This window comes from Thalassotalea sp. SU-HH00458 (genome assembly GCF_040362795.1).
Lineage (GTDB): Bacteria > Pseudomonadota > Gammaproteobacteria > Enterobacterales > Alteromonadaceae > Thalassotalea_H > Thalassotalea_H castellviae.
Map to the genome: position 1 here is coordinate 100,910 of NZ_BAABWW010000011.1, position 24,034 is coordinate 124,943.

General features: G+C 38.6%; 17 protein-coding genes. 7 read left to right on the plus strand and 10 right to left on the minus strand.

Annotation, left to right across the window (positions count from 1 at the left end):
- The first annotated feature begins 397 nt into the window (after positions 1-397).
- The 4 genes from leuA (at position 398) to leuD (ending at position 5,179) form a co-directional block, all read left to right on the plus strand.
- Positions 398-1,942, plus strand: coding sequence for a 2-isopropylmalate synthase (gene leuA / locus ABXH06_RS15845; RefSeq protein ID WP_311580047.1), 1,545 nt, complete (start codon positions 398-400; stop codon positions 1,940-1,942).
- A 112-nt stretch (positions 1,943-2,054) separates the two neighbouring features.
- Entirely contained in the window at positions 2,055-3,158 is a 1,104-nt protein-coding gene (gene leuB / locus ABXH06_RS15850) for a 3-isopropylmalate dehydrogenase (RefSeq protein ID WP_353518817.1), read from the plus strand.
- Positions 3,159-3,160: 2 nt separating this feature from the next.
- Positions 3,161-4,570 (plus strand): 3-isopropylmalate dehydratase large subunit, encoded by a 1,410-nt coding sequence (leuC, locus tag ABXH06_RS15855; protein ID WP_311580041.1) that lies wholly within the window; start codon positions 3,161-3,163, stop codon positions 4,568-4,570.
- A gap of 12 nt (positions 4,571-4,582) precedes the next feature.
- On the plus strand, positions 4,583-5,179 hold the full coding sequence (gene leuD / locus ABXH06_RS15860; protein WP_353518819.1) for a 3-isopropylmalate dehydratase small subunit: 597 nt from the start codon (positions 4,583-4,585) through the stop codon (positions 5,177-5,179).
- A 165-nt stretch (positions 5,180-5,344) separates the two neighbouring features.
- On the opposite strand, the gene ABXH06_RS15865 is transcribed toward leuD, so the two are convergent.
- Positions 5,345-7,015, minus strand: a complete 1,671-nt coding sequence (locus ABXH06_RS15865; RefSeq protein WP_353518820.1) for an AAA family ATPase — start codon at positions 7,013-7,015, stop codon at positions 5,345-5,347.
- A gap of 171 nt (positions 7,016-7,186) precedes the next feature.
- Between ABXH06_RS15865 and ABXH06_RS15870 the strand changes: the two genes are divergently transcribed.
- Entirely contained in the window at positions 7,187-8,446 is a 1,260-nt protein-coding gene (locus ABXH06_RS15870) for a multifunctional CCA addition/repair protein (protein ID WP_353518821.1), read from the plus strand.
- A 79-nt stretch (positions 8,447-8,525) separates the two neighbouring features.
- Here the strand turns inward: ABXH06_RS15870 and ABXH06_RS15875 are convergent, their stop codons facing one another.
- From ABXH06_RS15875 to ABXH06_RS15910, 8 genes are all read right to left on the minus strand, one after another.
- Positions 8,526-11,075: a TonB-dependent receptor plug domain-containing protein gene (locus ABXH06_RS15875; RefSeq protein WP_311580028.1), complete on the minus strand. Its 2,550-nt coding sequence runs from the start codon at positions 11,073-11,075 to the stop codon at positions 8,526-8,528.
- 702 nt (positions 11,076-11,777) lie between these two features.
- Positions 11,778-13,100 carry a fumarylacetoacetase gene (gene fahA / locus ABXH06_RS15880; protein ID WP_311580026.1) on the minus strand — a complete coding sequence of 441 codons (1,323 nt, stop codon included), beginning with the start codon at positions 13,098-13,100 and terminating at the stop codon, positions 11,778-11,780.
- 211 nt (positions 13,101-13,311) lie between these two features.
- Positions 13,312-13,617: a DUF1289 domain-containing protein gene (locus ABXH06_RS15885; RefSeq protein ID WP_353518822.1), complete on the minus strand. Its 306-nt coding sequence runs from the start codon at positions 13,615-13,617 to the stop codon at positions 13,312-13,314.
- Between the two features lie 85 nt (positions 13,618-13,702).
- Complete coding sequence (locus ABXH06_RS15890; protein WP_311580020.1) at positions 13,703-15,259, minus strand: SulP family inorganic anion transporter; 1,557 nt, start codon at positions 15,257-15,259, stop codon at positions 13,703-13,705.
- A 221-nt stretch (positions 15,260-15,480) separates the two neighbouring features.
- Positions 15,481-16,161, minus strand: coding sequence for a GntR family transcriptional regulator (locus tag ABXH06_RS15895; RefSeq protein ID WP_311580017.1), 681 nt, complete (start codon positions 16,159-16,161; stop codon positions 15,481-15,483).
- Positions 16,162-16,273: 112 nt separating this feature from the next.
- Positions 16,274-17,797: an aldehyde dehydrogenase (NADP(+)) gene (locus ABXH06_RS15900; protein ID WP_353518823.1), complete on the minus strand. Its 1,524-nt coding sequence runs from the start codon at positions 17,795-17,797 to the stop codon at positions 16,274-16,276.
- A 53-nt stretch (positions 17,798-17,850) separates the two neighbouring features.
- Positions 17,851-18,864 (minus strand): 4-hydroxyproline epimerase, encoded by a 1,014-nt coding sequence (locus ABXH06_RS15905; RefSeq protein ID WP_353518824.1) that lies wholly within the window; start codon positions 18,862-18,864, stop codon positions 17,851-17,853.
- A gap of 83 nt (positions 18,865-18,947) precedes the next feature.
- A complete protein-coding gene (locus tag ABXH06_RS15910) occupies positions 18,948-19,862 on the minus strand; it encodes a dihydrodipicolinate synthase family protein (RefSeq protein ID WP_311580359.1) in 915 nt (304 codons plus the stop codon).
- A 133-nt stretch (positions 19,863-19,995) separates the two neighbouring features.
- On the opposite strand from ABXH06_RS15910, the gene ABXH06_RS15915 reads away from it, so the two are divergent.
- Together ABXH06_RS15915 and ABXH06_RS15920 are read left to right on the plus strand one after the other, a co-directional pair.
- On the plus strand, positions 19,996-21,021 hold the full coding sequence (locus ABXH06_RS15915) for a proline racemase family protein (RefSeq protein ID WP_311580008.1): 1,026 nt from the start codon (positions 19,996-19,998) through the stop codon (positions 21,019-21,021).
- 85 nt (positions 21,022-21,106) lie between these two features.
- Entirely contained in the window at positions 21,107-22,369 is a 1,263-nt protein-coding gene (locus tag ABXH06_RS15920; RefSeq protein WP_311580005.1) for an NAD(P)/FAD-dependent oxidoreductase, read from the plus strand.
- Positions 22,370-22,433: 64 nt separating this feature from the next.
- On the opposite strand, the gene ABXH06_RS15925 is transcribed toward ABXH06_RS15920, so the two are convergent.
- Positions 22,434-24,008: a sensor histidine kinase gene (locus ABXH06_RS15925; RefSeq protein ID WP_353518825.1), complete on the minus strand. Its 1,575-nt coding sequence runs from the start codon at positions 24,006-24,008 to the stop codon at positions 22,434-22,436.
- Positions 24,009-24,034 lie beyond the last annotated feature (26 nt).

Here is a 24,034-nt window from a genome sequence, read left to right on the forward strand (position 1 = left end):
CGGATTACGCCATATTCTACCCGATTATATAAGATGATAAAGAGTTAGTTAACTTACTTCGTCTATTTGTTATGCAAAATACAAATATCGTTAGACTGTTTTGCTCTCAAGTTTTATTTGACAAAAACTGAGTAAATACGTTATTAATACACCACTAACTCATTTATCAGCTAAAAAAGCCGATTAATAACAAAAACGTTAAACAAAATATGTCTCATTTAATTTATACAATTCGTACAAACCTCCTCCTCGTATTAAGCATGCGCGGATAGTTTTTTATTGACATAAATTAGATAAAACAATTAAAACCCGCGCCAATTTTCGCGGGTTTTTTTATGCCCGTAATTTATAATTTTTTTGGCATAAACTAGTTATTAATATTATTAAGGAAGCAATTATGGATAACCAAGTCGTTATTTTTGACACAACATTACGAGATGGTGAGCAGGCGTTAAACGCAAGTCTTTCAGTGCATGAAAAACTACAAATTGCACTTGCCATTGAACGCTTAGGTGTTGATGTAATGGAAGTTGGTTTTCCGGTTTCTTCTCCAGGTGATTTTGAATCCGTGCAAAAAATTGCGCAAACCGTAAAAAACTCTCGCGTTTGTGCATTAGCGCGAGCGGTTGAAGGTGATATTCAAGCCTGTGCTGACGCTTTAAAAGTTGCAGATCAATTTAGAATTCATACTTTTATTTCAACGTCAGATGTTCATGTTCAGCAAAAATTAAAAAAAGATTTTTCAGATGTTGAAGCAATGGCCATTCACGCGGTTAAATTTGCCCGTAAATTTACCGATGACGTTGAGTTTTCTTGTGAAGACGCCGGTCGTACCCCCATCGATAACTTATGTCGTATGGTAGAAAATGCCATCAAAGCAGGCGCTACTACCGTTAACATTCCTGACACCGTAGGTTATACCATCCCTAATGAATTTGGCGGTATTATCACTAATTTATTCAATCGAGTTCCGAATATTGATCAAGCGATAATTTCAGTGCATTGTCATAATGATTTAGGTTTAGCCGTAGCAAACTCAATGTCGGCGGTACAAGCTGGTGCTCGTCAAATAGAGTGTACAATCAATGGTATTGGTGAACGAGCCGGTAATTGCTCTTTAGAAGAAGTGGCGATGATCATCAAAACTCGTCAAGAGCTTTTAGGCGTGCAAACCAATATCAATCACCAAGAAATCGCTCGTACCTCTAAGTTAGTAAGTGATTTATGTAATATGCCGGTGCAATTAAATAAAGCCATTGTTGGCGGAAACGCCTTTAGTCATTCTTCAGGTATTCACCAAGATGGCATGTTAAAAGCAAGCAACACATACGAAATTATGACACCTGAAAGTGTCGGTATTGCTAAAACAAAATTAAATTTAACCTCTCGCAGTGGTCGACACGTCATCAAACACCGTATGGAAAGCTTAGGCTACCAAGAAAATGAGTTTAACTTAGAAGAGTTATATGCCGACTTTTTAGAATTGGCTGACAAAAAAGGCCAAGTTTTTGATGATGACTTAGAAGCATTACACTTTAATATTCAGCAACAAGACGCTAAAGATTATTACCATTTAGACACCTTAAATGTGCAATGTGGTGGTGGTGATTTTGCAACAGCAAGTATTAAATTACTGTCTGGCGAAAACAGTCAAATAGTCTCAGAAACGGGTAATGGTCCTGTAGATTGTCTATATCGGGCAATCAAGAAAGCCGTTGATATAGATTTTGAAGTAGCCGATTACAAAATATCTAACAAAGGTGAAGGTGAAGACGGTTTAGGTAAAGCAGATTTAGTCGTTACCTGGCAAGGAAGAAACTTCCATGGCTATGGTTTAGCTACTGATGTGATTGAAGCATCAGGCCAAGCACTTATTCATACGCTAAATAGTATTCACCGCGCGCAAAAAATTGCCGCGATAAAACAAGATAGTAAAAAATAACGAAGCAGCGATAAAAACTATCGCTAAGCAATTAGTATCACGTCATACCAATTAACTATTGTTGATTTTATGATATCGAACAAAATATAACGTTTACGAAATAGGTTTAAAAATGTCAAACATAGCAGTGTTAGCCGGTGACGGTATCGGCCCAGAAGTAATGGTTGAAGCAAAAAAAGTTTTAGCCGCAGTTGCAGATAAATTTCAATTCACCCTAAAGACCCAAGATTATGACGTAGGTGGCGCCGCTATTGATATTCATGGCAATGCATTACCTGATGTAACCATGAAAGGTTGTCAGGCAGCAGATGCTATTTTATTTGGCTCTGTTGGCGGTCCAAAGTGGGCAAATTTACCTCCAACTGAGCAACCAGAACGTTGTGCGCTTTTAGGTTTACGTGGTCATTTTGATTTATTCTGTAATATGCGTCCTGCTACGTTACAACCGGCTCTATCTTCTTTATCAACATTGAGAAGCGATATTTCCGCGCAAGGTTTTGATGTTTTAGTGATCAGAGAATTAACCGGCGATATTTATTTTGGTGAACCAAAAGGTCGTAAAGGTGAAGGAGACGAAGAAACCGGTTTTGATTCTATGTTTTATTCACGCCGTGAAATTAAACGCATTGCTCATTTAGCTTTCCAAGCGGCACAAAAACGCAATAATAAAGTCACTTCAGTAGATAAAGCTAACGTGTTAGCAACGAGTCAACTATGGCGTCAAGTGGTAGAAGAAGTAGCTGTTGAATATCCTAATGTTACTTTTGAACATTTGTATGTTGATAACGCTGCCATGCAATTAGTGCGTGATCCTAATCAATTTGACGTGATGTTATGCCCTAACTTATTCGGCGACATTTTATCTGATATTTGTGCGATGATCACAGGTTCAATGGGTTTATTGCCTTCAGCCAGTTTAAACAGTGATGGATTTGGCATGTACGAACCCGCCGGTGGAAGTGCACCTGATATTGCCGGGCAAGGCATTGCTAATCCAATCGCTCAAATTTTATCGGCAGCATTAATGCTTCGTTATAGCTTAAACCAAGACGACGCTGCAAAAGCCATTGAAGAAGCGGTAGGAAGTGCGTTAGACAACGGTATATTAACCGCAGACTTATTACCTGCAGAACAAAGAAGTAATGCGAAAACGACTAGCGAAGTGGGTGATTATATCTGCGCTCAAATCAATACAGCAAACATAGAGGGAGCATAATAATGGCAACGACTTTATATGAAAAATTATGGCAACAACACTTAGTTGAAGAAAAAGCAGGAGAAACGCCATTACTTTATGTTGATCGCCATTTGATCCATGAAGTTACATCGCCACAAGCTTTTGCTAACTTAAAGTTTCATAACCGCCCTATTCGTCATCCTGAACGTACCATTGCGACCATGGATCATAATATTTCAACCCGTTCGATTGAAATTGATGCTGCAGGCGAAGGTGCTGCGAATCAATTACGAACATTAGAGAAAAACTGTAAAGAATTTGGTATTGAATTATTTGGCATGGGCCATAAAAATCAAGGTATCGTGCATGTTATGGGCCCAGAGCTTGGCTTAACCTTACCTGGTACAATTATCGTCTGTGGTGATTCTCACACAGCAACGCATGGTGCATTTGGCGCCTTAGCATTTGGCATTGGTACTTCTGAAGTTGAGCATGTTTTTGCGACGCAAACTTTACGCCAAACGAAAGCTAAAACCATGAAAATTGAAGTGAATGGTCAAGTTGGCGAAGGGATCAGTGCAAAAGATATCATCTTAGCTATCATAGGTAAAACAGGTAGTGCAGGCGCAACAGGTTATGTGGTCGAATATTGTGGTAGTGCAATTGAAGCATTAACCATGGAAGAACGTATGACTGTGTGTAACATGAGTATTGAGTTTGGTGCAAAAGCGGGTTTAATTGCTCCTGATCAAACCACGTTTGATTATTTAGAAGGGAAAGAATACGCACCAAAAGGCGAAATATGGCAACAAGCGATTGAAGATTGGAAAGCCTTAAAAACCGACGATGGCGCTCAATTTGATACGGTATTAACATTAAAAGCCGAAGATATTAAAGCACAAATCACTTGGGGAACAACGCCAGGGCAAGTGACTTCTGTAGACGGTGTTGTACCTTCTCCTGATGACTTTACTGATCCGGTAGAAAAAGACTCTTGTGCCGCAGCACTAGTCTATATGGGCTTAGAAGCAGGAACTAAAATCACCGACATTGAGATTAATAATGTCTTTATCGGTTCTTGTACTAATTCACGTATTGAGGACTTACGTGCCGCAGCAAACACGGTAAAGCGCTTTACCGCTAACGGTGAGAAAGTATCAAGCAAAGTAAATGCGATTGTTGTACCTGGCTCTTATCGCGTTAAAGAACAAGCTGAAGCTGAAGGCTTATCAAAAATATTTATTGATGCCGGATTTGAGTGGCGCTTACCAGGTTGTTCAATGTGTTTAGGGATGAATGACGATGTCTTGTCAGAAGGTGATCGTTGTGCATCAACCAGTAATCGAAATTTTGAAGGTCGCCAAGGTCGAGGGAGTCGTACTCATTTAGTAAGTCCTGAGCTTGCTGCTGCATCGGCTATCGCTGGTCATTTTGTTGATTTAAATGCTTAAGGAGCAATAATAATGGAAAAATTCACAACACATTCAGGTTTAGTCGTTCCTTTAGATGCATCAAATGTTGATACCGATCAGATCATCCCAAAACAGTTTTTACAAAAAACGGAACGCATTGGTTTTGGTAAACATTTATTTCATGATTGGCGATATTTAGATGCTTCGGGGCATCAAGACAACCCTGAGTTCATTTTGAATGCACCAAAATATCAAGGGGCAAGTATTTTATTAACTCGCGAAAATTTTGGTTGTGGTTCAAGTAGAGAACATGCGCCATGGGCATTAGAAGAATACGGATTTAAAGTCATTATTGCGCCAAGCTTTGCTGATATTTTCTATGGAAATTGTATCAATATTGGATTATTACCGATTAAGTTATCTGATGATGAAATCAATGAACTATTTGCAGAATGCGAAAACGGTGAATTTAATTTAACGGTTGATTTAGAAAAAAATCAAATCACGGGTTCAAGTAAAACCTATCAGTTCTCATTAGATAAGTTCCACCAATATTGTTTAGAAGAAGGCATTGATAGCGTTGGTTGGACCCTGAAAAAAATTGATACCATCAAAGCGTTTGAGGCAAAAATGCCAGTATGGCAATAAAGATTATCTGCTGAAAATATCAACGAAGATATTATCTCGCGTGATATTTATTTTAGTGCCTTGATAGCAATATCAAGGCATTTTTATTGCACTTTATTTTTTAATTTCAGTCAAATAATCAGATTAAATGAACAATCTTTAATGAATAACCTATAGTGAAACTAATTACCAACTCGATAGCGCTGGCATAGTAAACTGCTCTTGTTGATAGCTTAAAAGAACCTGTTGAGGAAAAATTTTAGTCAGTACTACACCTTGTGCAATTTCTTCTCCTTCGCGTCTATCCTGACCATTTACCCGCACCCAACCTTGCCCTTCTGTGGCAAATATGTGCATTTCAAATTGTAACGTAGGTAATGAGTCTTGTAATCGCACCGGCAATTGATGAACGGCACGATATTGCTGAACATCATCAGTTATTTCGTCATTACTTATTGAATTGGATATAGCAGACTGATTAACGGAATCTTGTTGGTTTACTGGTTTTTCTGTTGGTTTCGTATCATTAATTGCCGCTTTAAACCGTGAAAGAATATCTTCAGAAACTCCCGGTTCGGCAACAATATCAAACTGCTCATCGTTAATCGCATGATTCTTTTGCGTTAGGTTCACTTTTTCGGGTTGATAGCCTAAAACCCTTGGTTTATCTGGTTGCTCAGAACTTACCGTGACGGTAGCTGAATCGGTGGTCAATTGTTTGTTATTAGCAAGTGTCACTTCGTTAGATGACGGGTTTAACCTAGGGTTATCTGAACGTTCAGCTGTCACTTCGACATTTGATGGTTCTTTATTTAATGGGCGGTGATCAGTTTGTTGGTCGTGGGTGCTCAAGTTAGCATTGACTTGTGCTTTACTGACTTGATTAGCGTTAGCACTATGTTGAGCATCAGCGGCGGCCGTAATTTCAAAATGATTAGTGGTTAATTTATCAGTACCAAACCAATACCCAAGATACCCTACGGTAGCTACTAACAAGACCAATGAGGCAATTTTTATTGGTAACTGCCAAACAGGCGCTTTAATTTGATAATCGCCTAGCGCTTCAACAGCCGCTTGTTCAATTATCGAACGTCCGATAACCGTGTCGTTTTTACCGTAGGCTATCACTAACGCGCGTTCACATAACAAGTTAATAACTCGTGGAATACCCTGAGAAATTTTATGCAAAGCCGATATTGCAGCTTTGTTAAATAAAGCTCTCGTGCAATGAGCAACAGACAATCGATGTTGAATATATTGGCTTAATTCCAGTTTTGTCAGTGGCAATAGATGATAGCGGGCGGTGATACGTTGCGCTAATTGTCGTAAATCTCGGCGTTGTAAAAGTTGTTGTAGTTCAGGTTGACCAATTAATATGACTTGTAATAGTTTTTTCGTATTCGTTTCCAAATTAGTTAGCAAACGTAATTGTTCCAGCACTTCTGGTTTGAGATGTTGAGCTTCATCAATAATCAATAAAGTATTAATACCTTCTTGGTGATTTTTTTGTAGCTTAGTTTGAATTTTGTCGGTTAAATATTTAAGGGTAGCTCCGGTTTTTTTATATCGAATTTTCAAGTTATCACAAATACATGCCAGCAACTCTTCACATGATAACGTCGGATTAAGGATAAATGACGCTTGGGTATTTTCAGGCAATTGCTCCATCACGGTTCGACTAATGGTAGTTTTTCCTGTCCCCACCTCGCCAGTAAGTAAAACAAAGCCTCCATTGTCGCCTAAACCATAACTTAAGTGGGCAAGAGCCTCACGATGACGATCACTCATAAAAAGGTAAGCAGGATCTGGGGCTATCGAAAATGGCGCTTCACTTAAACCAAAATAAGCTGTGTACATAATTCTTCAATAAATATAAAAACAACCCCAAGAAAGTACCCTGTCGTCAATCAGAAGTCAAAAAATCACGAACGACTATGATAAACTTATTTTTTATGTAATTCGTTGTACAAATTTACTGACTTGTATAGCTGTGAACCTTTGTACCTTCAATCATTGAATAGAAAAATAATGTCTAAATTCAGAAATTTAAATCCACTTAATGTATTTCTAGTTGGTGGTGCAGTGCGAGATCAATTACTCAACCGTGAGGTTTATGATCATGACTGGGTGGTGGTGGGTAGTACAGTTGACGAAATGCTTGCGCTGGGGTTCACGCAAGTTGGTAAAGACTTTCCGGTATTTTTACACCCTGAAACCAAAGAAGAATACGCCTTAGCAAGAACTGAGCGAAAAGACGGAACTGGCTACACCGGCTTTATTTGTCACGCTGATGAGAATGTGTCGCTAGAAGAGGACTTACTTCGACGAGATCTAACCATTAACGCCATGGCATTAAGTAATACTGGCGAAATAATAGATCCTTACGGTGGAAAAAAAGATATAGAAAATAGAGTATTACGTCATGTTTCGAGTGCATTTTCCGAAGATCCGTTAAGGGTATTAAGAGTCGCCCGTTTCGCTAGTCGGTTTCACCAATATAATTTTAACATTGCCCCTGAAACTATGACGATTATGCAAGAGATTAGTGAAAGTGATGAGTTATTAACTTTATCAGGAGAACGAATCTGGCAAGAAATGTCTCGCAGTTTAGCTCAATCACACCCTGAAATATTTTTTACTACCTTACGCGAATGTGGTGCCCTAAAAAAACTTTGGCCTGAATTAAATGCCTTATGGGGGATCCCAAACCCTGAGCAACATCATCCTAAAATATGCTCAGGTATCCATACGATGATGGTGTTACAACAAAGTGTTAAATTATCAAACAAACTATCAGTTCGCTTTGCAGCCTTGTGTCACGATTTAGGTAAAACATTAACGAATCAAAACTCATACCCTAAACATATTGGTCATGAACAACTTGGTTTACCTTTAATAGAAAAAGTTTGTCAAAAATTCAAAGTACCTAATAAAGCAAAATCATTAGCCCTTAAAGTGTGCCAATTTCACTTACATTGCCATCGTGCTTTTGAATTAAAACCACAAACTATTTTAAGCTTGTTTAACAAGCTCGATGTTTGGCGAAAACCCGATGAATTTGAAGATTTCTTACTGGCTTGCCAAGCTGATGCAACCGGTCGATTAGGGTTTGAAAATACGCCCTATCCACAAGTGAAATATTTACAAAACCTATATCAACAAACTAGTCAGGTTAAACCCACTGAATTTGTGGAACAAGGCTTAAAAGGCATCAAAATTAAAGAAGCCATCAATGAGCGGAAACTTAACATCATGACAGAATTAAAAAAATCTTTCGCCAAAGAGTAGATTTAGTTTGTTAAGGCTAGTCAACGTTAGAAAATAAAAAACCACGCAAATGCGTGGTTTTTATTAAGTTCAAGAACGATTAGAACGTGTAGCTAGCTTTTACGTAGTAATAACCACCGTTGTAATCAAATGGACCACTTTCGTAGTAAATAGCACCACTCCAGTTATTCGCCGCTTGTAACTTCTGTGCTTCTTGGTCAAAGATATTCATTGCACCTGCAGAGAAAGTTAATGAATCACTGTAGAAATAGCTTACTTCTGCATCAAATGTGATAGCTGAATCTGCTACTTCAGACTCTTCTGGCGTTGTACCGTCAGCGTGTGTTGCATAATACTCACCGAAGTAATTTGCACGAACAAACATGCTCACATCTTCCCATGACTGAGCCATAGTTAATGTACCACGATGTGCAGGAATACCATCTTCTAATCGGTCAATTTTACCTTGGTTTGTTGTTGCTGGATTAAACGAATCAACTTTAGTATCTGTCCAGTTGTACGCTAAGCTCCACTGCGTATCACCATCAAATAACTCCATTGAATAGTTTGCTACCACGTCAACACCTTGAGTTGTCGTATCAAAGTCGTTGGCAAAATAAGTCACCGCTGAAATTAATTCAGGATTCGTAACACCTGCAGCTTCAAGAGCAGTGTAATCAGCAGGCTCAACAGTAATTTGACTTGATTGCGCAATACGATCTGTTACTTCAATGTTGTAGTAATCAGCCGTCATGAAGAAATCACCGCTGTTATACACGAAACCAGCCGCATAACTTACTGACTCTTCTGGCTCTAACTCTTTACCACCATAAAATGCAGCAAGAGGGTTAGTTGGTGGCGCAGTAAAGCTTTGAATTAATTCACCTTCAACCATTGAAGTTGCTGTGTTTACTACGTTTGCTTGACCAACCGTTGGTGCACGGAAACCAGTACTGTGAGAAGCACGTAAAGACACTTCATCTGAAACCGATAATTGTGCCGTTAATTTATAATTAAGCGTATCACCAAACGACGTAAAGTCTTCATAACGTAATGCACCACCTAATAATAAATCATCATTAACTTGTGCTTCAAGATCCGCATAAAGGGCGATACTACGACGAGTATTGATACCTTGAGCTTCTGGACCAAAACCTTTAAAGCCATGAGAACCAATGTTAAATCCTTGTGCAGCATAAGGACCTGCTTTCCAAGAAGACTCTTCACCAGCCGTAATTTCAAAGCTCTCTTCACGCCATTCAGTACCAAGCGCTACATTAAGTGGTTGATCAAAACCAGCTTCAATTTCTTTAACAATATCAAAGTTAAAGCTTTTCTCTAGTTGAGTATATCCACCTGTTTCAAAGTCAACCGGCGTGTCTAAACCTAAAGAAGGGTTTAAGGTATTTTTTAGGATAAATGTTGACGCACTACGACCTACAGAGCCACTTAAGTCATAATACCAACCTTCTAACACACCTGACTTCGCTTCACCTTTAGTACCAATAGCGAGTGATGTATCAGTAATGTTACCACCAAATCTTGGTGTGTAACCGCCAGGCATAATTTGGTTCATCGCGAAACAGTTTGGATCAGCAACCATGGCTTGATATTCAGCAGTATCTAGTACATTCGGTACATTTGCCGGTACAACTGCACAAGTACGTTCAGCCCCCATTGATTGCGCAACATCACCAATTAATAACGTTTCACCACCATCAATAGAGAAAACGTTACTACGGTTATGTGGGTTACGATAGTAGAAACCACCTTCCGCATCACGCTCAGAGTAGTTACCAAACATGTAGAATTCTTTATCATCGCCTAAATCAAGACCAACATTACCGAATAAGGTAATATCATCTTTAATTTCTGGGCTACCCCAAATCATTGCCGGATCTGGAACATGATTGTTACCAGCCGCTTGTAAAGCAGCAGCATCAGGACGTTGAACACTTCGGCTTGTCGCATCAGCATTTTTCAACTGAAAACTTAAATTGACAAAACCGTCGTCAGTAAAAGGTAAACCAATATTACCGTCTACAATTGTGCTGGTTCCATCACCTTCATAGTATTCACCGTGTTTAACAGATAGTGAACCACCATCAGCGTCATCTTTTAAAACAAAGTTCATAACACCAGCAATAGCATCAGAGCCGTACTGAGCGGCAGCACCATCTCTTAAAACTTCCACTTGCTTTAACGCTGCGCTTGGGATCACTGAAATATCAGGACCTTGTGCACCATCGTTAACACCACCACCTTGGAAAGCGATAACCGATGCACGATGACGTCGCTTACCATTTAGTAAGATAAGCGTACTATCAGATGACAAACCACGTAAGTTCACCGGACGAATTAGTGTAGCAGCGTCACTAATGGGTTGTTGGCGAACGTTAAATGAAGGGACAGCGCCTTGCAGCATATCCAACATATCACTTGACGCACTTTTACCTAACTCATCCCCACCAACGATATCAACAGGAACTGGAGATTCAGCAACTGAACGTGGAGCAGCACGAGAGCCTACAACCGCAATACGTTCAACTTCTTCTTCAGCACCTGTGTTTTCTTCTGCATATGAGGGAGCAGTACCTAACGCTAAGCCGACAGCTATTGCTAACGTGCCAGCACGAAATTTATTAGACATTTTATTTCCTTCCTAGTTTTAAGGTATATAAATAATTATTATTATTGCTTAGATACATCCTTTGATATAACTCTAAGCTCAATATGTTATAAAACAGCAAGTAACGCTTTACAAGTGCTCGAGAGCCCGTTTCAAGTCAAAGTAATGAAAGTTTACCAATCTCATTTCATCGATGTTAAGTCACATCTCTAAATGAGTTATTTATATATATTTCAAGCAAGTCAGACAGACTATATTCTCTAGCTTTATTATTGATCTTTCAAAATGCGAATAGCTTCGTATAAAAAATCTTGCAAACATAACAATAACGACTAAGAAATAACTTTGATATTCAAAAATAAAATAGATTTTTTTTTGAACTTTTCAAGAGCGACAAGAATAACGGTGATAATTTCACCTGAAATTAACTAAATTTTAACAGGGAATAATGTATACAAGCCAATTCATCGCACTAATCATGCAGTTTGTCGTAAAAAACACTCAAAAAGACTAAATGAAAAACCAAAAACAATGAATAAATATTCAAAAAATAATAAATAAAGAATGGAAAACTGATGGATATCTTTAAGCGAATAACTTTTAATGTTTTTTTATAACTTACCACTTAATATAAAAAAAGCTTGCCTTTAGTATAAGGCAAGCTTTGTTTAAACGCAGCACGAAATTAACTACCTGACGCGCTTTCAAAAATAAAACGTGTTGTTAGTCAGCAGGTAAAATTTTCGCTTCAACCAAACCAAAACCAATACGTGCAGCCCCTGGTTTTTCACACCATCCTGTCATGATGACATTATCGCCATCTTCCAAGAAAGTTCGTTTTTCTCCGTTTGGCAAACTAATCGGCTCAGCGCCAGCATTCGATAGTTCTAACATTGAGCCAGCTTCTTCAGGGTTAGGGCCTGATTGTGTCCCACTACCAAACATGTCACCAGAGCGTAAATTACAACCATTGACTGTATGATGAGCAACCATTTGGGCAACTGTCCAATATGAATCTTTAAAATTAGACTGGGATAATGGCGTTGGTGCTAAATTATTTAAGCGCATCGCGTCGGTTTCTAATAGCACTTGTAAGTTAATATCAAAAGAACCACTCGCTCTATTTTGACTAGACTCTAAGTATGGCATTGGCTGAGGATCTGCTTCATCACGGGTCCAGTGTGCTTTATAAGGAGCAAGCGCTTCAGTGGTCACTATCCATGGTGATATTGTAGATGCAAAGCTTTTTGATAAGAACGGTCCTAATGGTTGGTATTCCCAACCTTGTATATCTCGTGCAGACCAGTCATTAAACAGACAAATACCAAAAACATGATCTTCCGCATTTTCAATGGTAATCGGCTCACCTAATTCATTACCATTACCAATAAAAATACCAATTTCAAGTTCATAATCTAAACGCTTACAAGGACCAAATGACGGCTCAGTTGCAGTAGGAGCTTTGGTTTGTCCCTTCGGGCGTTTAAAGTCTTTACCTGAAACCTCAATAGAAGATGAGCGACCATGATAACCAATTGGTACCCATTTATAATTCGGTAGTAATGGGTTATCAGGACGGAATTTTTTCCCTACAGAGGTAGCATGATGAATAGAAGTATAAAAATCCGTGTAATCGCCAATATTACAAGGTAAGGCAAATTCAGCATCCGCTTGTGGCACTAAACAAGATTCAAGCTTTTGCTGTGCCGATGAGCCAGAACTTAACGCTTGAGACAAAGCTAAACGTAACGCAGACCAAACAGCTTTCCCCATCCCCATAAACGCATTCAGTTCACGTTGAGAGCAGGCTTCAAGTGCCGTTAATGCAACTCCTGAAAAAACACCTGAATTTTTTGCCGCAGATAAATCTACTATTTGATCTCCAATAGCAACCCCACCACGAAAATCTTCATCTGATCCTATTCTTTTAAACACCGCAAAAGGTAAATTTTGAATAGGAAAGTCACAACCCGTTTGGTTGGCAGTTTCAACCCAACTAGTTAAATCTGGGTTATGGGTTTCATTAAGCAAATGATTATTCGACATTGGCAATAATACTCCGAAAAAGCGTAGAGAATGTTTTATGTTGTTAGATTATAGAGCAAAAAACATTGAGAAAATATTTGACGTCATTATAACAGCGAGCCATTGAAAGGCTACGAAATGACAAAATTGTAACTGAGGAACTGTCAACTTATTGTTGCACTAGAAAAGTAGACTTTACACCCAGTTCAAAAAACTCAGTCAACTATAAGTTCTATAGCTCAAAATCACCAAAGTCCATATCCTTCGATGTCGATAATTTATTTTTGCTAGGCGGGTCAAGTAATGAAGGTTGAGGATTCTCAACGTTTTGTTCAATTTCTTTGGTTTTAATTTTGCCGTCTTTACGTTTTTTGCGTTGAATACAACGTTTGATGACTTTTTGTTTTTCAGTTGAGGCTAAATTTATCCAATTTTGACGCTCCTCTCTGGTTCGAAAACACCCCAAACATTGGCCTTTATCATCTGACTGACAAATACCAACGCACGGACTAGGAACATCAAAAAACTCTAATTGCATATTTTACTATCATTAAGCGTAGTGGATTTTACTACGATAAAATTCGCCTATTGTTTATTATAACCCATAGGCGAATTAAACCCTATTACGCTAATTCATCCGTTGCTATATGATATTCAGGATCTTCAATGACATTAATTTCAACCAAACTACCTGCTTTAGTTAATAACTGTTTACACTCTGAATTTAAATGTCTTAAATGCATAGTTTTACCGCTAGCGATATAGCGCTCTGCAAGTGTATCAATGGCTTCAATTGCGGAGTGGTCAGCAACCCGTGAATTTTTAAATTCGACAATGACATCGTCGCTATCGTTACTCACATCAAACTGTTCTAAGAAATTTGAAATAGAACCAAAGAATAATGGGCCATGAACTTCATAAACAGTAGAGCCTTGTTCATCAACAGTACGTTTTACATTTACATGTTTTGCATGTTCCCAAGCAAAAACTAGTGCTGAAACAATAACACCTACTACTACAGCTACCGCTAAATCCGTAGCTACCGTTACCCCAGAAACTAACACGATAACAAAAGCATCAGCTTTAGGTACTTTGCCTAAAATACGGAAGCTTGACCATTCAAACGTACCAATAACCACGATAAACATCACACCAACAAGTGCAGCTAATGGGATGATTTCAATCAAACCAGAAGCAAACAAAATAAAGCCTAATAGCGCTAAAGCTGCTGTAATACCAGACGCTCTGCCTCGTCCACCTGAATTCACGTTAATCATAGATTGGCCGATCATTGCACAGCCCCCCATTCCGCCAAAAAAGCCATTAACGGCATTTGACGCACCTTGGGCGATACATTCTCTATTACCACGACCACGAGTGCCGGTAAGCTCATCAATCAAAGTTAAAGTTAATAATGACTCAATCAAACCAATCGCTGCTAACACAATGGCAAAAGGGAAAATAACTTTTAATGTTTCTAAGTTAAATGGAACGTTTGGAATAGCAAACTGAGGTAGACCACCAGCAATTGAAGCAGATGGGTCATTGGTCATATCACGAACAAAGTCAACAACCGTTCGCGCATCTAAGCCTAAGCTTTGCACCAAAATAGTCACCACAACTATCGCCACTAAAGAAGATGGCACCGCTTTAGTTAATTTAGGAAGAAAATGAATAATGGCCATCGTTAAAACAATTAAACCGGCCATTGTGTATAATTGTGTGCCCATCATCCATTCTAATTCACCGGCTTCATTGGTGACTTTAAACTGGCCTAATTGCGCCAAAAATATAACAATAGCAAGACCGTTAACAAAGCCTAACATCACCGGGTGTGGTACTAAGCGAATAAATTTTCCGAGTTTAAAGATACCCGCTAAAATCTGTAATATCCCGGTTAGCACAACACAAGCGAACAAGTATTCAACCCCATGGATAGCGACAAGACTCACCATCACTACGGCCATAGCACCTGTAGCACCAGAAATCATCCCCGGTCGACCGCCAAATATAGACGTGATCAACCCCACCATAAATGCAGCATATAACCCAACTAAAGGTTCAACGCCGGCAACAAAAGCGAAAGCAACCGCTTCGGGAACAAGTGCTAAAGCAACTGTCAGTCCTGATAAAACATCATTTTTTAAATTGCCAACTTTACTGGCATGTAATTCAAACATCACGATCTCACGTTAAATTAAGTAAACTAACCTATTCTCAAACAATACGTCAGCTAAAATTAGGCATACTTTTAAATCAACTAATGAAAGAAGAAAACAGGAAAATGTTTTAGTGATAAAAAGCGCGGGAATACTATAGATTTATAGAGAGAAAGTCAATAAATGCTTATTCTACAAGAAGAAGAGATAAGCACTTATCCATTTGATTTTTATGTAAATAATTACTGTTCTGCGGATTCGGTCAATTGTTCACGCTCTGTTAAAAACGCTTTAATTTCATCTCTAGAGCCTAAAATATGTTGTTTCATAACAGCCACCGCTTTATCAATGTCCTTACTTTTACACAGCGCCAGTAATTCATTATGCTCTGATTCAGCTTTAGAAATACCGCCAGCCCATAATAAATGCATGCGAATATACCTATCCGCATTTTTGTTTAAGGTATTGACTAGATCTTGGGTTTGAGGGCGAGTAGCACCAGAATAAAGACAATTATGATAATTTGAGTTTAATTCACTCCAAGTGTTTGCAGCATTTTCTTTACCTAAAGATTGATTCAACTTTTCAAGTAAAACCGTTGCTTCTTCAAGTTTTTCATCTGTTAAATTTGGAATTGAAGCAGCTAACAAGTCAGCTTCAAGCATTGCTCTTAATTCAAAAAGTTCATCAACTTGATTGATATTAAGCTCTGTTGCTGTCGCCCCTTTATGGGGTTCGAATGATACCAAACCTTCCGCTTCTAATTGCAATAGTGCTTCTCGAACAGGAATTCGACTGACATTGAGTTCTTCTGCTAAAGCAGCTTGGCGGAGGGGTTGGCCTGCTTTTATTGCACCATTAAGAATTTTCTCCCTTAATGTTTCAACGACCAATTGTGTGCGTGTTTTATAAACTATGCTCATGCGCCTACCAAATACCTGCTAAAATTAATTGCCCCCATTATAAGCATTTACTACCTAAAAAAAAGAGCTAATAAAATTAGCTCTTTATAATCAACCCTATTTGATTAAAAATTTATCGCCTTAATGGTGCTGGTAATAAATCATTTGGCATATTTTGATAACAAATAGGTCGTTGAAAGCGTCTGATAGCTTCACTTCCGACAGATGTAGATCTTAGATCCGTTGACGCTGGAAATGGTCCGCCATGATTCATTGAAGCACAAACCTCAACTCCAGTAGGCATTTGATTATAAATTAAACGACCCACTTTATGTGCAATTAACGAAGCAACTTGTTTACTTTCCTCAAGATCAGATTCAACAGCATGGATACTCGCGGTTAAATTTCCTTTTAGTAAATCAATGAAATCCACCATTTCATCTAAGTTTTTCAAGCGAACGATTAATGCACATGAGCCAAAAACTTCTTCATGTAAAATTGGCGTTGCTTTAAAGGTCGCAAAGTCAGTCGCGAATAAGGCAGCTTGTGCAAAATGTTCAACACCCGCTTGCCCCATAGCTAATAATTCAACACCTGATATTGATTGCCAGTGTTCAACAGCGCGTTGATATGTAGCTGCAATGGCTGGGGTTAACATTACCCCCGCTTGAGTATCAGCAATAGCAGCACTTGCTGCACTTTCAAAATCCCCCGCATTGGTATCTTCAATATACGCCCAAATTCCGGGGCTAGTACAAAATTGTCCTTGTCCCATCATTAAAGACGCCACTAAAGTATTGGCAATATCGGTAGCATTTGTTGCTAGTTTGCCTGCCATTATCAGTTGAGGATTCACACTGCCGAGCTCACCATAAAATGGAATTGGCTCAGCTCGTTCGTTAATTTGCTTTTGTAGAATCATGCCAACGCGTTCTGAGCCAGTAAAACCGACGGCTTTTATATCTGGATGTGTGACTATTTGACTTGAAATAGCATAATTTTTACCTTGTAACAGCGAAAAAACTCCGGCGTCAATGTCACAGTTTTTAATGGCTTTTGCAATCGCTCTAGCCACTAATTCAGCCGTACCTGGATGCGCCGCATGAGCTTTCATAATGACAGGACAACCTGCCGCTAATGCCGAAGCAGTATCACCACCTGCGGTTGAAAATGCTAAAGGAAAATTACTCGCGGCGAATACCCCAACCACGCCTAAGGGCAAATACCCCAAACGAGTATCAGGTTTAGGTAAAGGTTGACGATCAGCATCGGCTTTATCGATAACTACGTGGTATTCACTTGTTTCGAGTAAATCAGCAAACAAACCTAATTGCCCAATTGTTCGGCCCCTTTCTCCTTGTATTCGCAATGCCGGTAGGCCCGTTTCAGCACATGCCATATTGATAAGTTCATCACCTAAGGCAAGAATTTCCTCTCCAATATTTCTTAAAAATTTTGCACGTATTTTGGCAGGAAGTTGATGATAATTGTTAAACGCTTGCTTAGCTCGCATTATCGCTTGCTCTATTTCTGCAGGTGTTGCATCAGCAAAAGTTGCTTTCATCGGTTCATTGTTAATGGCATGCGTTGCTGAAAAGCCTTGACTTGTATTGCCAGACCACTCACCCGCAATTAAATTTTGTCCTGTAATTGTCATCACTATTCTCTTTTTAAATAATTACTCAATAACTCAGTTGATAACCAAGTCAGTTATTTCACACTAAAACCAAATGCATAAGGATCATCGTCATCAATGGTTATACAATTTTTCCCAAAAACTTTTGCCCAACCTTGAATACTTGGTTTTATTGCTTGGATCTTTTTTTGCTCATCACCTAGCTTAACAATTGCTTCGATTTTACCGATAAACTGACTACCGATATAACTTTCATGGGTGAACGTATCACCAAGTGTTAATTCACCTTTGGCAAATAATTGCGCCATACGAGCGCTAGTCCCAGTACCACACGGCGACCTATCAATAGCTTTTTCGCCATAAAACACGGCATTAGCTGAATCTGAGCCAATAGTTTGTGGCTGCCCCGTCCATAACACATGACTTACACCATTTACGGTAGGATCTTCAGGATGAACACAGGTTAAAACGTCACTTGCTACTTGACGAACAATAGGGCTCCAGCGCAAAATTTCATCCGCACTCCATTGGTCAATACCTGGAAAATTTTCTTGCGGTTCAACGATCACATAAAAATTTCCACCATAAGCAACATCCACGGTTAATTTGCCAAGTTCAGGGATATTTAATTCGACGTTTTGATGAGCAAGATAAGCCGCAACATTATAAAGTTTCACCGCAGAGACTTGATCGCCAGTCATTTGGTAATCAATATTTATTTGTCCTGCAGGTACGTCTAAGATCAGCTTACCTGGCTGTTTAGGTTTTAATAATCCAGCTTGTATTGCTGCGGTTACTGTGCCAATTGTTCCGTGGCCACACATAGGTAAACAGCCTGAAGTTTCGATAAATAAAATCGACCCATCTGAGTTTTCACTGCATGGAGGATATAAAAATGCCCCCGACATCATGTCATGACCCCGAGGTTCGAACATTAAACCTTGACGGATCCAATCATGATTTTCTAAAAAGTCTTGTCGCTTTTCACTCATGGTTTCTCCTTTAAGTTCAGGATGACCACTGGTCACTAACCTAACAGGATTACCGCAGGTATGAGCGTCAATACAAAAAAATGTACCTTTATTCATTTACAACCTTTTATCGGTTAAAGCCTTATAAACAAAAGGCTCAACAACTGCTGAGCCGATGTATCATGAGGATTTAATCGCCATTAATCTAAATTAAATTTAGATAAATCAATTCGCGTTGCAACCGCGTCGTTATAAAGCTTTTCAACTCTGCTTCTTTCTACACCTGTTAAAGGCATACGAGGTGCACGGGTGACTTCACTACCACGACCGGCCAGTTGTTCACAAAACTTAATACATTGCACTAATGTGGGAATGGTATCTAAGCGTAGTAATGGTAAAAACCATCTCCAGATCTCAAGCGCCTCTTGGTAACGCCCTTGTTTAGCCAGCTTGTAAATAGCAACAGACTCTTGCGGGAAAACATTGGTTAAACCAGAAATCCAGCCAGTACAACCCAACATTAAACTTTCTAAGGCAATATCATCAACACCACCGAAAACAATAAAACGATCACCAAAGTTTGCATACAACTCAGAAATACGACGAGTATCTTCTGTGGCTTCTTTCACAGAGACAATTGTTGGCTCTTCAGCAAGTACCCGCATACCTTCAATTGAAACATCAACACCGTAAGTCACTGGATTGTTGTAGATCATGATAGGTAAACTACAGTTTCTTGCCACTTGTTGATAATGGTGAATCGCTTCCGCTTCACTTGAGCGATAAACCATACCCGGTAGCACCATCAAACCGTCAATACCGACTTCTTCACACATTTGAGAATATTCAACCGCAAATTGTGTCGTGGTTTCAGCAACTCCAGAAATTACAGGCACTCGACCGGCAACGACTTCTTTAACCGCTATCAAAATTTCCTTTTTTTCTTCACGTGTATGTGAGCAATTTTCACCAACCGTACCTAATGCGATAATTCCATCAACGCCTTCTTTGATAAGTGAGTCGACCATATTTTTGGTTGCTTCAAAGTTAATTGAATAATCGTCGAAATACTGAGTTGTTACCGCAGGGTAAACGCCTTGCCAATTAATGTTCATCATTTATTTGTACCACAATAGTTAAAGTAATAAATACCAAAAAAGTATTTGTAGAATTAATATCGCATATTGTATACAATTATTTAACTCACACAAGTATAATGTATAAAAAATATTTTCAAGGGTTTAAAAAATGCAGTTTAATGACATTAAAATCAATAATTATCAATCAATTAAAACTATTGATGCCCATACGGAAGGTGAGCCATTACGCATTATAATCCATGGTTACCCTAATATTATTGGCAAAACCATTTTAGAAAAGCGTCAATATCTGATAGATAACCTAGATCATTTACGTCAACTCTTGATGTTTGAGCCTAGAGGTCATGCCGATATGTATGGCGCTTTGATCACAGAGCCTTGTACTGAAAATGCAGATTTTGGCATTTTATTTATGCATAACGAAGGCTATAGCAGCATGTGTGGCCACGGCATTATTGCTGCTGTTACCTTGGCGATTGAAACTGAAACGATCGGTTTTCCTAATGACAAGGGCTATATTGGCATAGACTCCCCAGCAGGATTTATTAAAGCATACGCAACTGATCATCATCAATTAACCGTTAGCTTTGATAATGTGCCGGCTTTTGTTGAAACGCTTGAACAAGAAATATTTGTCGAAGGTATCGGACAAGTTTCTTACGACATTGCTTTTGGCGGCGCTTATTATATATTTGTAGATGCGGATAAATTATCGTTAGATTGCACGGCGAATAATGTGCAAGCTTTGATAAATGCTGGTCAAGCAATTAAAAAAGCAGTAATGGGCTCTGTTGAAATCAATCATCCACAAGAAACCGCATTAAGCTTTATCTACGGTACCATTTTCACTTCAAAAAATACCGATAACCCTATGGCTCATTCACGCCATGTTTGCATATTTGCAGACGGAGAAGTTGATCGTTCCCCTACAGGAACGGGTGTTTCTGCTCGCGCAGCCCTTCTGAGTGTTAAAGAAAATTTATCCCCACTCACGTCTATTGAAATCGAAAGCATTGTCGGTGGAAGAATGTCATTAAGCATTCAACAACAGTGTACTTACTTTGGTAAACAAGCCGTAGTCCCTCGAGTAAGCGGCAGAGCCTACATTACAGGAACACATCAGTTTTTATTGGATAAAAACGACATTTTTCCACAAGGTTTTATCCTGAGATAAACTTTCAATCACATGATAATGATCATGTTTACAACGCCAATGGTTGGTTAAATAAGATCTGTAAATATTACTTGGATTTAATGACATGAATGAATCAACAAAGACAAAAAAAATCGCAATCGTTGGTGCTGGTATTATCGGTATAAACTGCGCTGTTGAATTACAATCACGAGGTTATCAAGTTACCTTACTTGATAAAAATGCCATTGGAGAGGGATGTTCAAAAGGCAATGCAGGTCATTTTGCTACTGAGCAAGTTTTTCCTTTAGCCGAAGCCAGTATTCTTTTACAACTACCAAAAATGCTCCTTAATCCTTTAGGCCCAGTTGCCTTATCGCCAAAATACTGCTTTAAAGCAATTCCTTGGTTCATTAAATTTATAGCGAATATGGGGCAATCTAAACGACGTCAAAACATTGCGGCACTTAAACGTATTAATGAGCAAGCAATAGCCTATTATAAACCCTTATTAGCAGCCGCGAACGCAGAAGAACTCTTCGTAGAAAAAGGCAGTTTATTAGTTTTTGAAAACACGCCCCTAGCAAAGATCAAAAAGCTACAACAAGCTTATTTAGCACAAGAGGTGAAAGTAAAACTATTAGATAGAGCTCAAACGTTATTATTAGAGCCAAATTTACAAGGTAGCATACAATATTCGCTATATTTCACAGAAGTAGCCCATACTGTTAATCCGTTATTGCTCAGTCAAAAGTTAGCTCATTACGCTAAATCTTTGGGTTGTAAGATAGAAAAATTTGACCTTCAAACCATTACTCATCAAGCAAATAACGTTGTACTCAATGATGGCAAAACAACTTTAATGTTTGATCATCTAGTTATAGCAACAGGTGCTTGGTCAGAAAACTTACTAAAACAACTAAATTACAAACTCCCAATAGAAGCTGAGCGAGGTTACAGTTTAGATTTATCTGGCCAAACCAACCGTCATTTAAATAGACCTGTCGCTTCTGCAGAACGACGATTTATTATCACGCCAATGTCGCATGGCTTACGTTTAGCAGGCACCGTTGAATTTGCAGGACTAAAACAGAAAGCAAATATGAAACGAGCCTCTATGCTTTATAAAAATGCTCAATTTATTATCAAAGAGTTATCAAAAGAAGCGCCGGATAAAAATCAAGGCTGGTTGGGCTTTCGACCCTCACTGCCCGATTCATTACCGGTAATATGTACAGCACCAAACCATAAAAATATGACCTTTGCGCTAGGGCATCAACATTTAGGCTTAACTTTAGGGGCGATTACCGGCAAACTAGTTGGTCAAATAGTGGCGAATGAAAAACCGGCAATTGATATTGCCCCCTTTTGTATTTCTCGATTTAACTAAATAGAATAAAAGGCTGAATAAAGCGCTATTGAAACGACTGATTTTAGTAGGTTAAACAAGCGTTTTAACCCGGTTCTTTTATATCTTCTTGATGAGTAATGGGAACTTTCACTTGAAAGCTACAGCCTTTTCTCACCGGCAAACTTTTCACGGTGCCACCTAATTTAGCATCGACTAAATTATAGACAATATTCATGCCGAGGCCAGATCCCCCTTGTCCTCTTTTGGTAGTAACGAAAGGGTCGAAAATACGCTTTTTAATGTCTTTGTCTAATCCAACGCCATCATCACTATAAACCAAGGTTAAAAAGCCATTACTTTCGGTAAAAGTAATATTAATTTCCCCTTTATCTCGTCCATCAAAACCGTGGATGTGTGAGTTTGTCATAAAATTAGTTAAAATTTGGTTCCATGCACTGGGGTATGTCACTAAATTTAAATTTGGATCGACAGAAACGTTTATAGAGTAATTTTTACGTTTAAATAGCGTTTTAACTGTATTAACAATATCGTTTACATGCTGAAGCATATTAATATTTATTTCAGGATCAGTATGTTGTTCTACCGCTACTGATTTAAAACCGCGAATAAGTTCCACAGCTTTATTTAAACTTCGTTCGATAATTTCTTGATATTCAATCAGTAATGACAAGGTTGAAGTTAATTGAGACTTGGTTAAGTTTTCACTTTCTACAGAGTTGATTAAATCTAACACTTTTTCTTTAAGCGCGGTAATTGAAGTCACGCAAATACCTAATGGTGTATTTACCTCATGAGCAACACCAGCTACCAACTGCCCTAACGATGCCATTTTCTCAGACTGTACTAATTGATCTTTCGCTAAGGTTAAATCATCAAGTGACTGTTGTAATTGTTGATTACTCGCCGCTAATTTAGCCGTACGATCGTAGACTTTTATTTCTAATTCACCATTTAAGTTTATTAGTGCATTTTCAGCTTCTTCTAACTTTACGATATCGTTTTTGATCGCTAATCGCATACAGTTGATCGCATCAGCGAGATCATCTAATTCGTCCGTATTTTTACTTCTATTTTGTAAAACAAGCTCTTCGTCTAAGTTCTCAGTGGTGACACGTTGAGAGTAGGAGGTAATATGGTAAATTTGACGTGTGATCAACCAATGAACAATAAACATGATAAAAAATGCGACGATAAACGTTTTAACAAACTCCGCGGTAACAATAAAACCTGCTTGTTGCCATAATCGTTGATAGATATCTTCATAATCAGCACCAATCAAGATTTCGCCAATATCACTTTCACCATAAAAAATAGGATATTTAGCTTGCTTCTTCAGCTCTGCGTTTTCATCGCCAAATTGATAAACCTTACCAAAGCCAGTTGTTATTTTAACAAAGCGGATATCGGGTAACTTAACTATCCCTTGAATTTGTTGTTGAACTAAGGCTTCGTTAAAGTCCCATAAACTGGTGGATATCGACTGAATATAACTCGATTCAATGTTATCGAAGCGATTATTCAAACGAGTTATATTTTCATGGTATGCTGAGTAAAGCTGAATAAACGTAGAAACTACTGACAAAATAGAGCTGCATAATAAAATATAAACAAGCACACGCCGAGTTAATTTATTATTAAAAGAGACAGGTGCCGCCATTGACTATTTTATCCTTATAGTTCCAA

Coding starts and splice junctions, on each gene's coding strand:
- ABXH06_RS15875 (WP_311580028.1), bottom strand. CDS start 11,075: ATGTCTAATAAATTTCGTGCTGGCACGTTAGCAATAGCTGTCGGCTTA.
- leuD (WP_353518819.1), top strand. CDS start 4,583: ATGGAAAAATTCACAACACATTCAGGTTTAGTCGTTCCTTTAGATGCA.
- ABXH06_RS15925 (WP_353518825.1), bottom strand. CDS start 24,008: ATGGCGGCACCTGTCTCTTTTAATAATAAATTAACTCGGCGTGTGCTT.
- fahA (WP_311580026.1), bottom strand. CDS start 13,100: ATGTCGAATAATCATTTGCTTAATGAAACCCATAACCCAGATTTAACT.
- ABXH06_RS15900 (WP_353518823.1), bottom strand. CDS start 17,797: ATGACAATTACAGGACAAAATTTAATTGCGGGTGAGTGGTCTGGCAAT.
- ABXH06_RS15915 (WP_311580008.1), top strand. CDS start 19,996: ATGCAGTTTAATGACATTAAAATCAATAATTATCAATCAATTAAAACT.
- ABXH06_RS15865 (WP_353518820.1), bottom strand. CDS start 7,015: ATGTACACAGCTTATTTTGGTTTAAGTGAAGCGCCATTTTCGATAGCC.
- ABXH06_RS15885 (WP_353518822.1), bottom strand. CDS start 13,617: ATGCAATTAGAGTTTTTTGATGTTCCTAGTCCGTGCGTTGGTATTTGT.
- ABXH06_RS15910 (WP_311580359.1), bottom strand. CDS start 19,862: ATGAACATTAATTGGCAAGGCGTTTACCCTGCGGTAACAACTCAGTAT.
- ABXH06_RS15890 (WP_311580020.1), bottom strand. CDS start 15,259: ATGTTTGAATTACATGCCAGTAAAGTTGGCAATTTAAAAAATGATGTT.
- ABXH06_RS15870 (WP_353518821.1), top strand. CDS start 7,187: ATGTCTAAATTCAGAAATTTAAATCCACTTAATGTATTTCTAGTTGGT.
- leuA (WP_311580047.1), top strand. CDS start 398: ATGGATAACCAAGTCGTTATTTTTGACACAACATTACGAGATGGTGAG.
- ABXH06_RS15905 (WP_353518824.1), bottom strand. CDS start 18,864: ATGAATAAAGGTACATTTTTTTGTATTGACGCTCATACCTGCGGTAAT.
- leuB (WP_353518817.1), top strand. CDS start 2,055: ATGTCAAACATAGCAGTGTTAGCCGGTGACGGTATCGGCCCAGAAGTA.
- ABXH06_RS15895 (WP_311580017.1), bottom strand. CDS start 16,161: ATGAGCATAGTTTATAAAACACGCACACAATTGGTCGTTGAAACATTA.
- ABXH06_RS15920 (WP_311580005.1), top strand. CDS start 21,107: ATGAATGAATCAACAAAGACAAAAAAAATCGCAATCGTTGGTGCTGGT.
- leuC (WP_311580041.1), top strand. CDS start 3,161: ATGGCAACGACTTTATATGAAAAATTATGGCAACAACACTTAGTTGAA.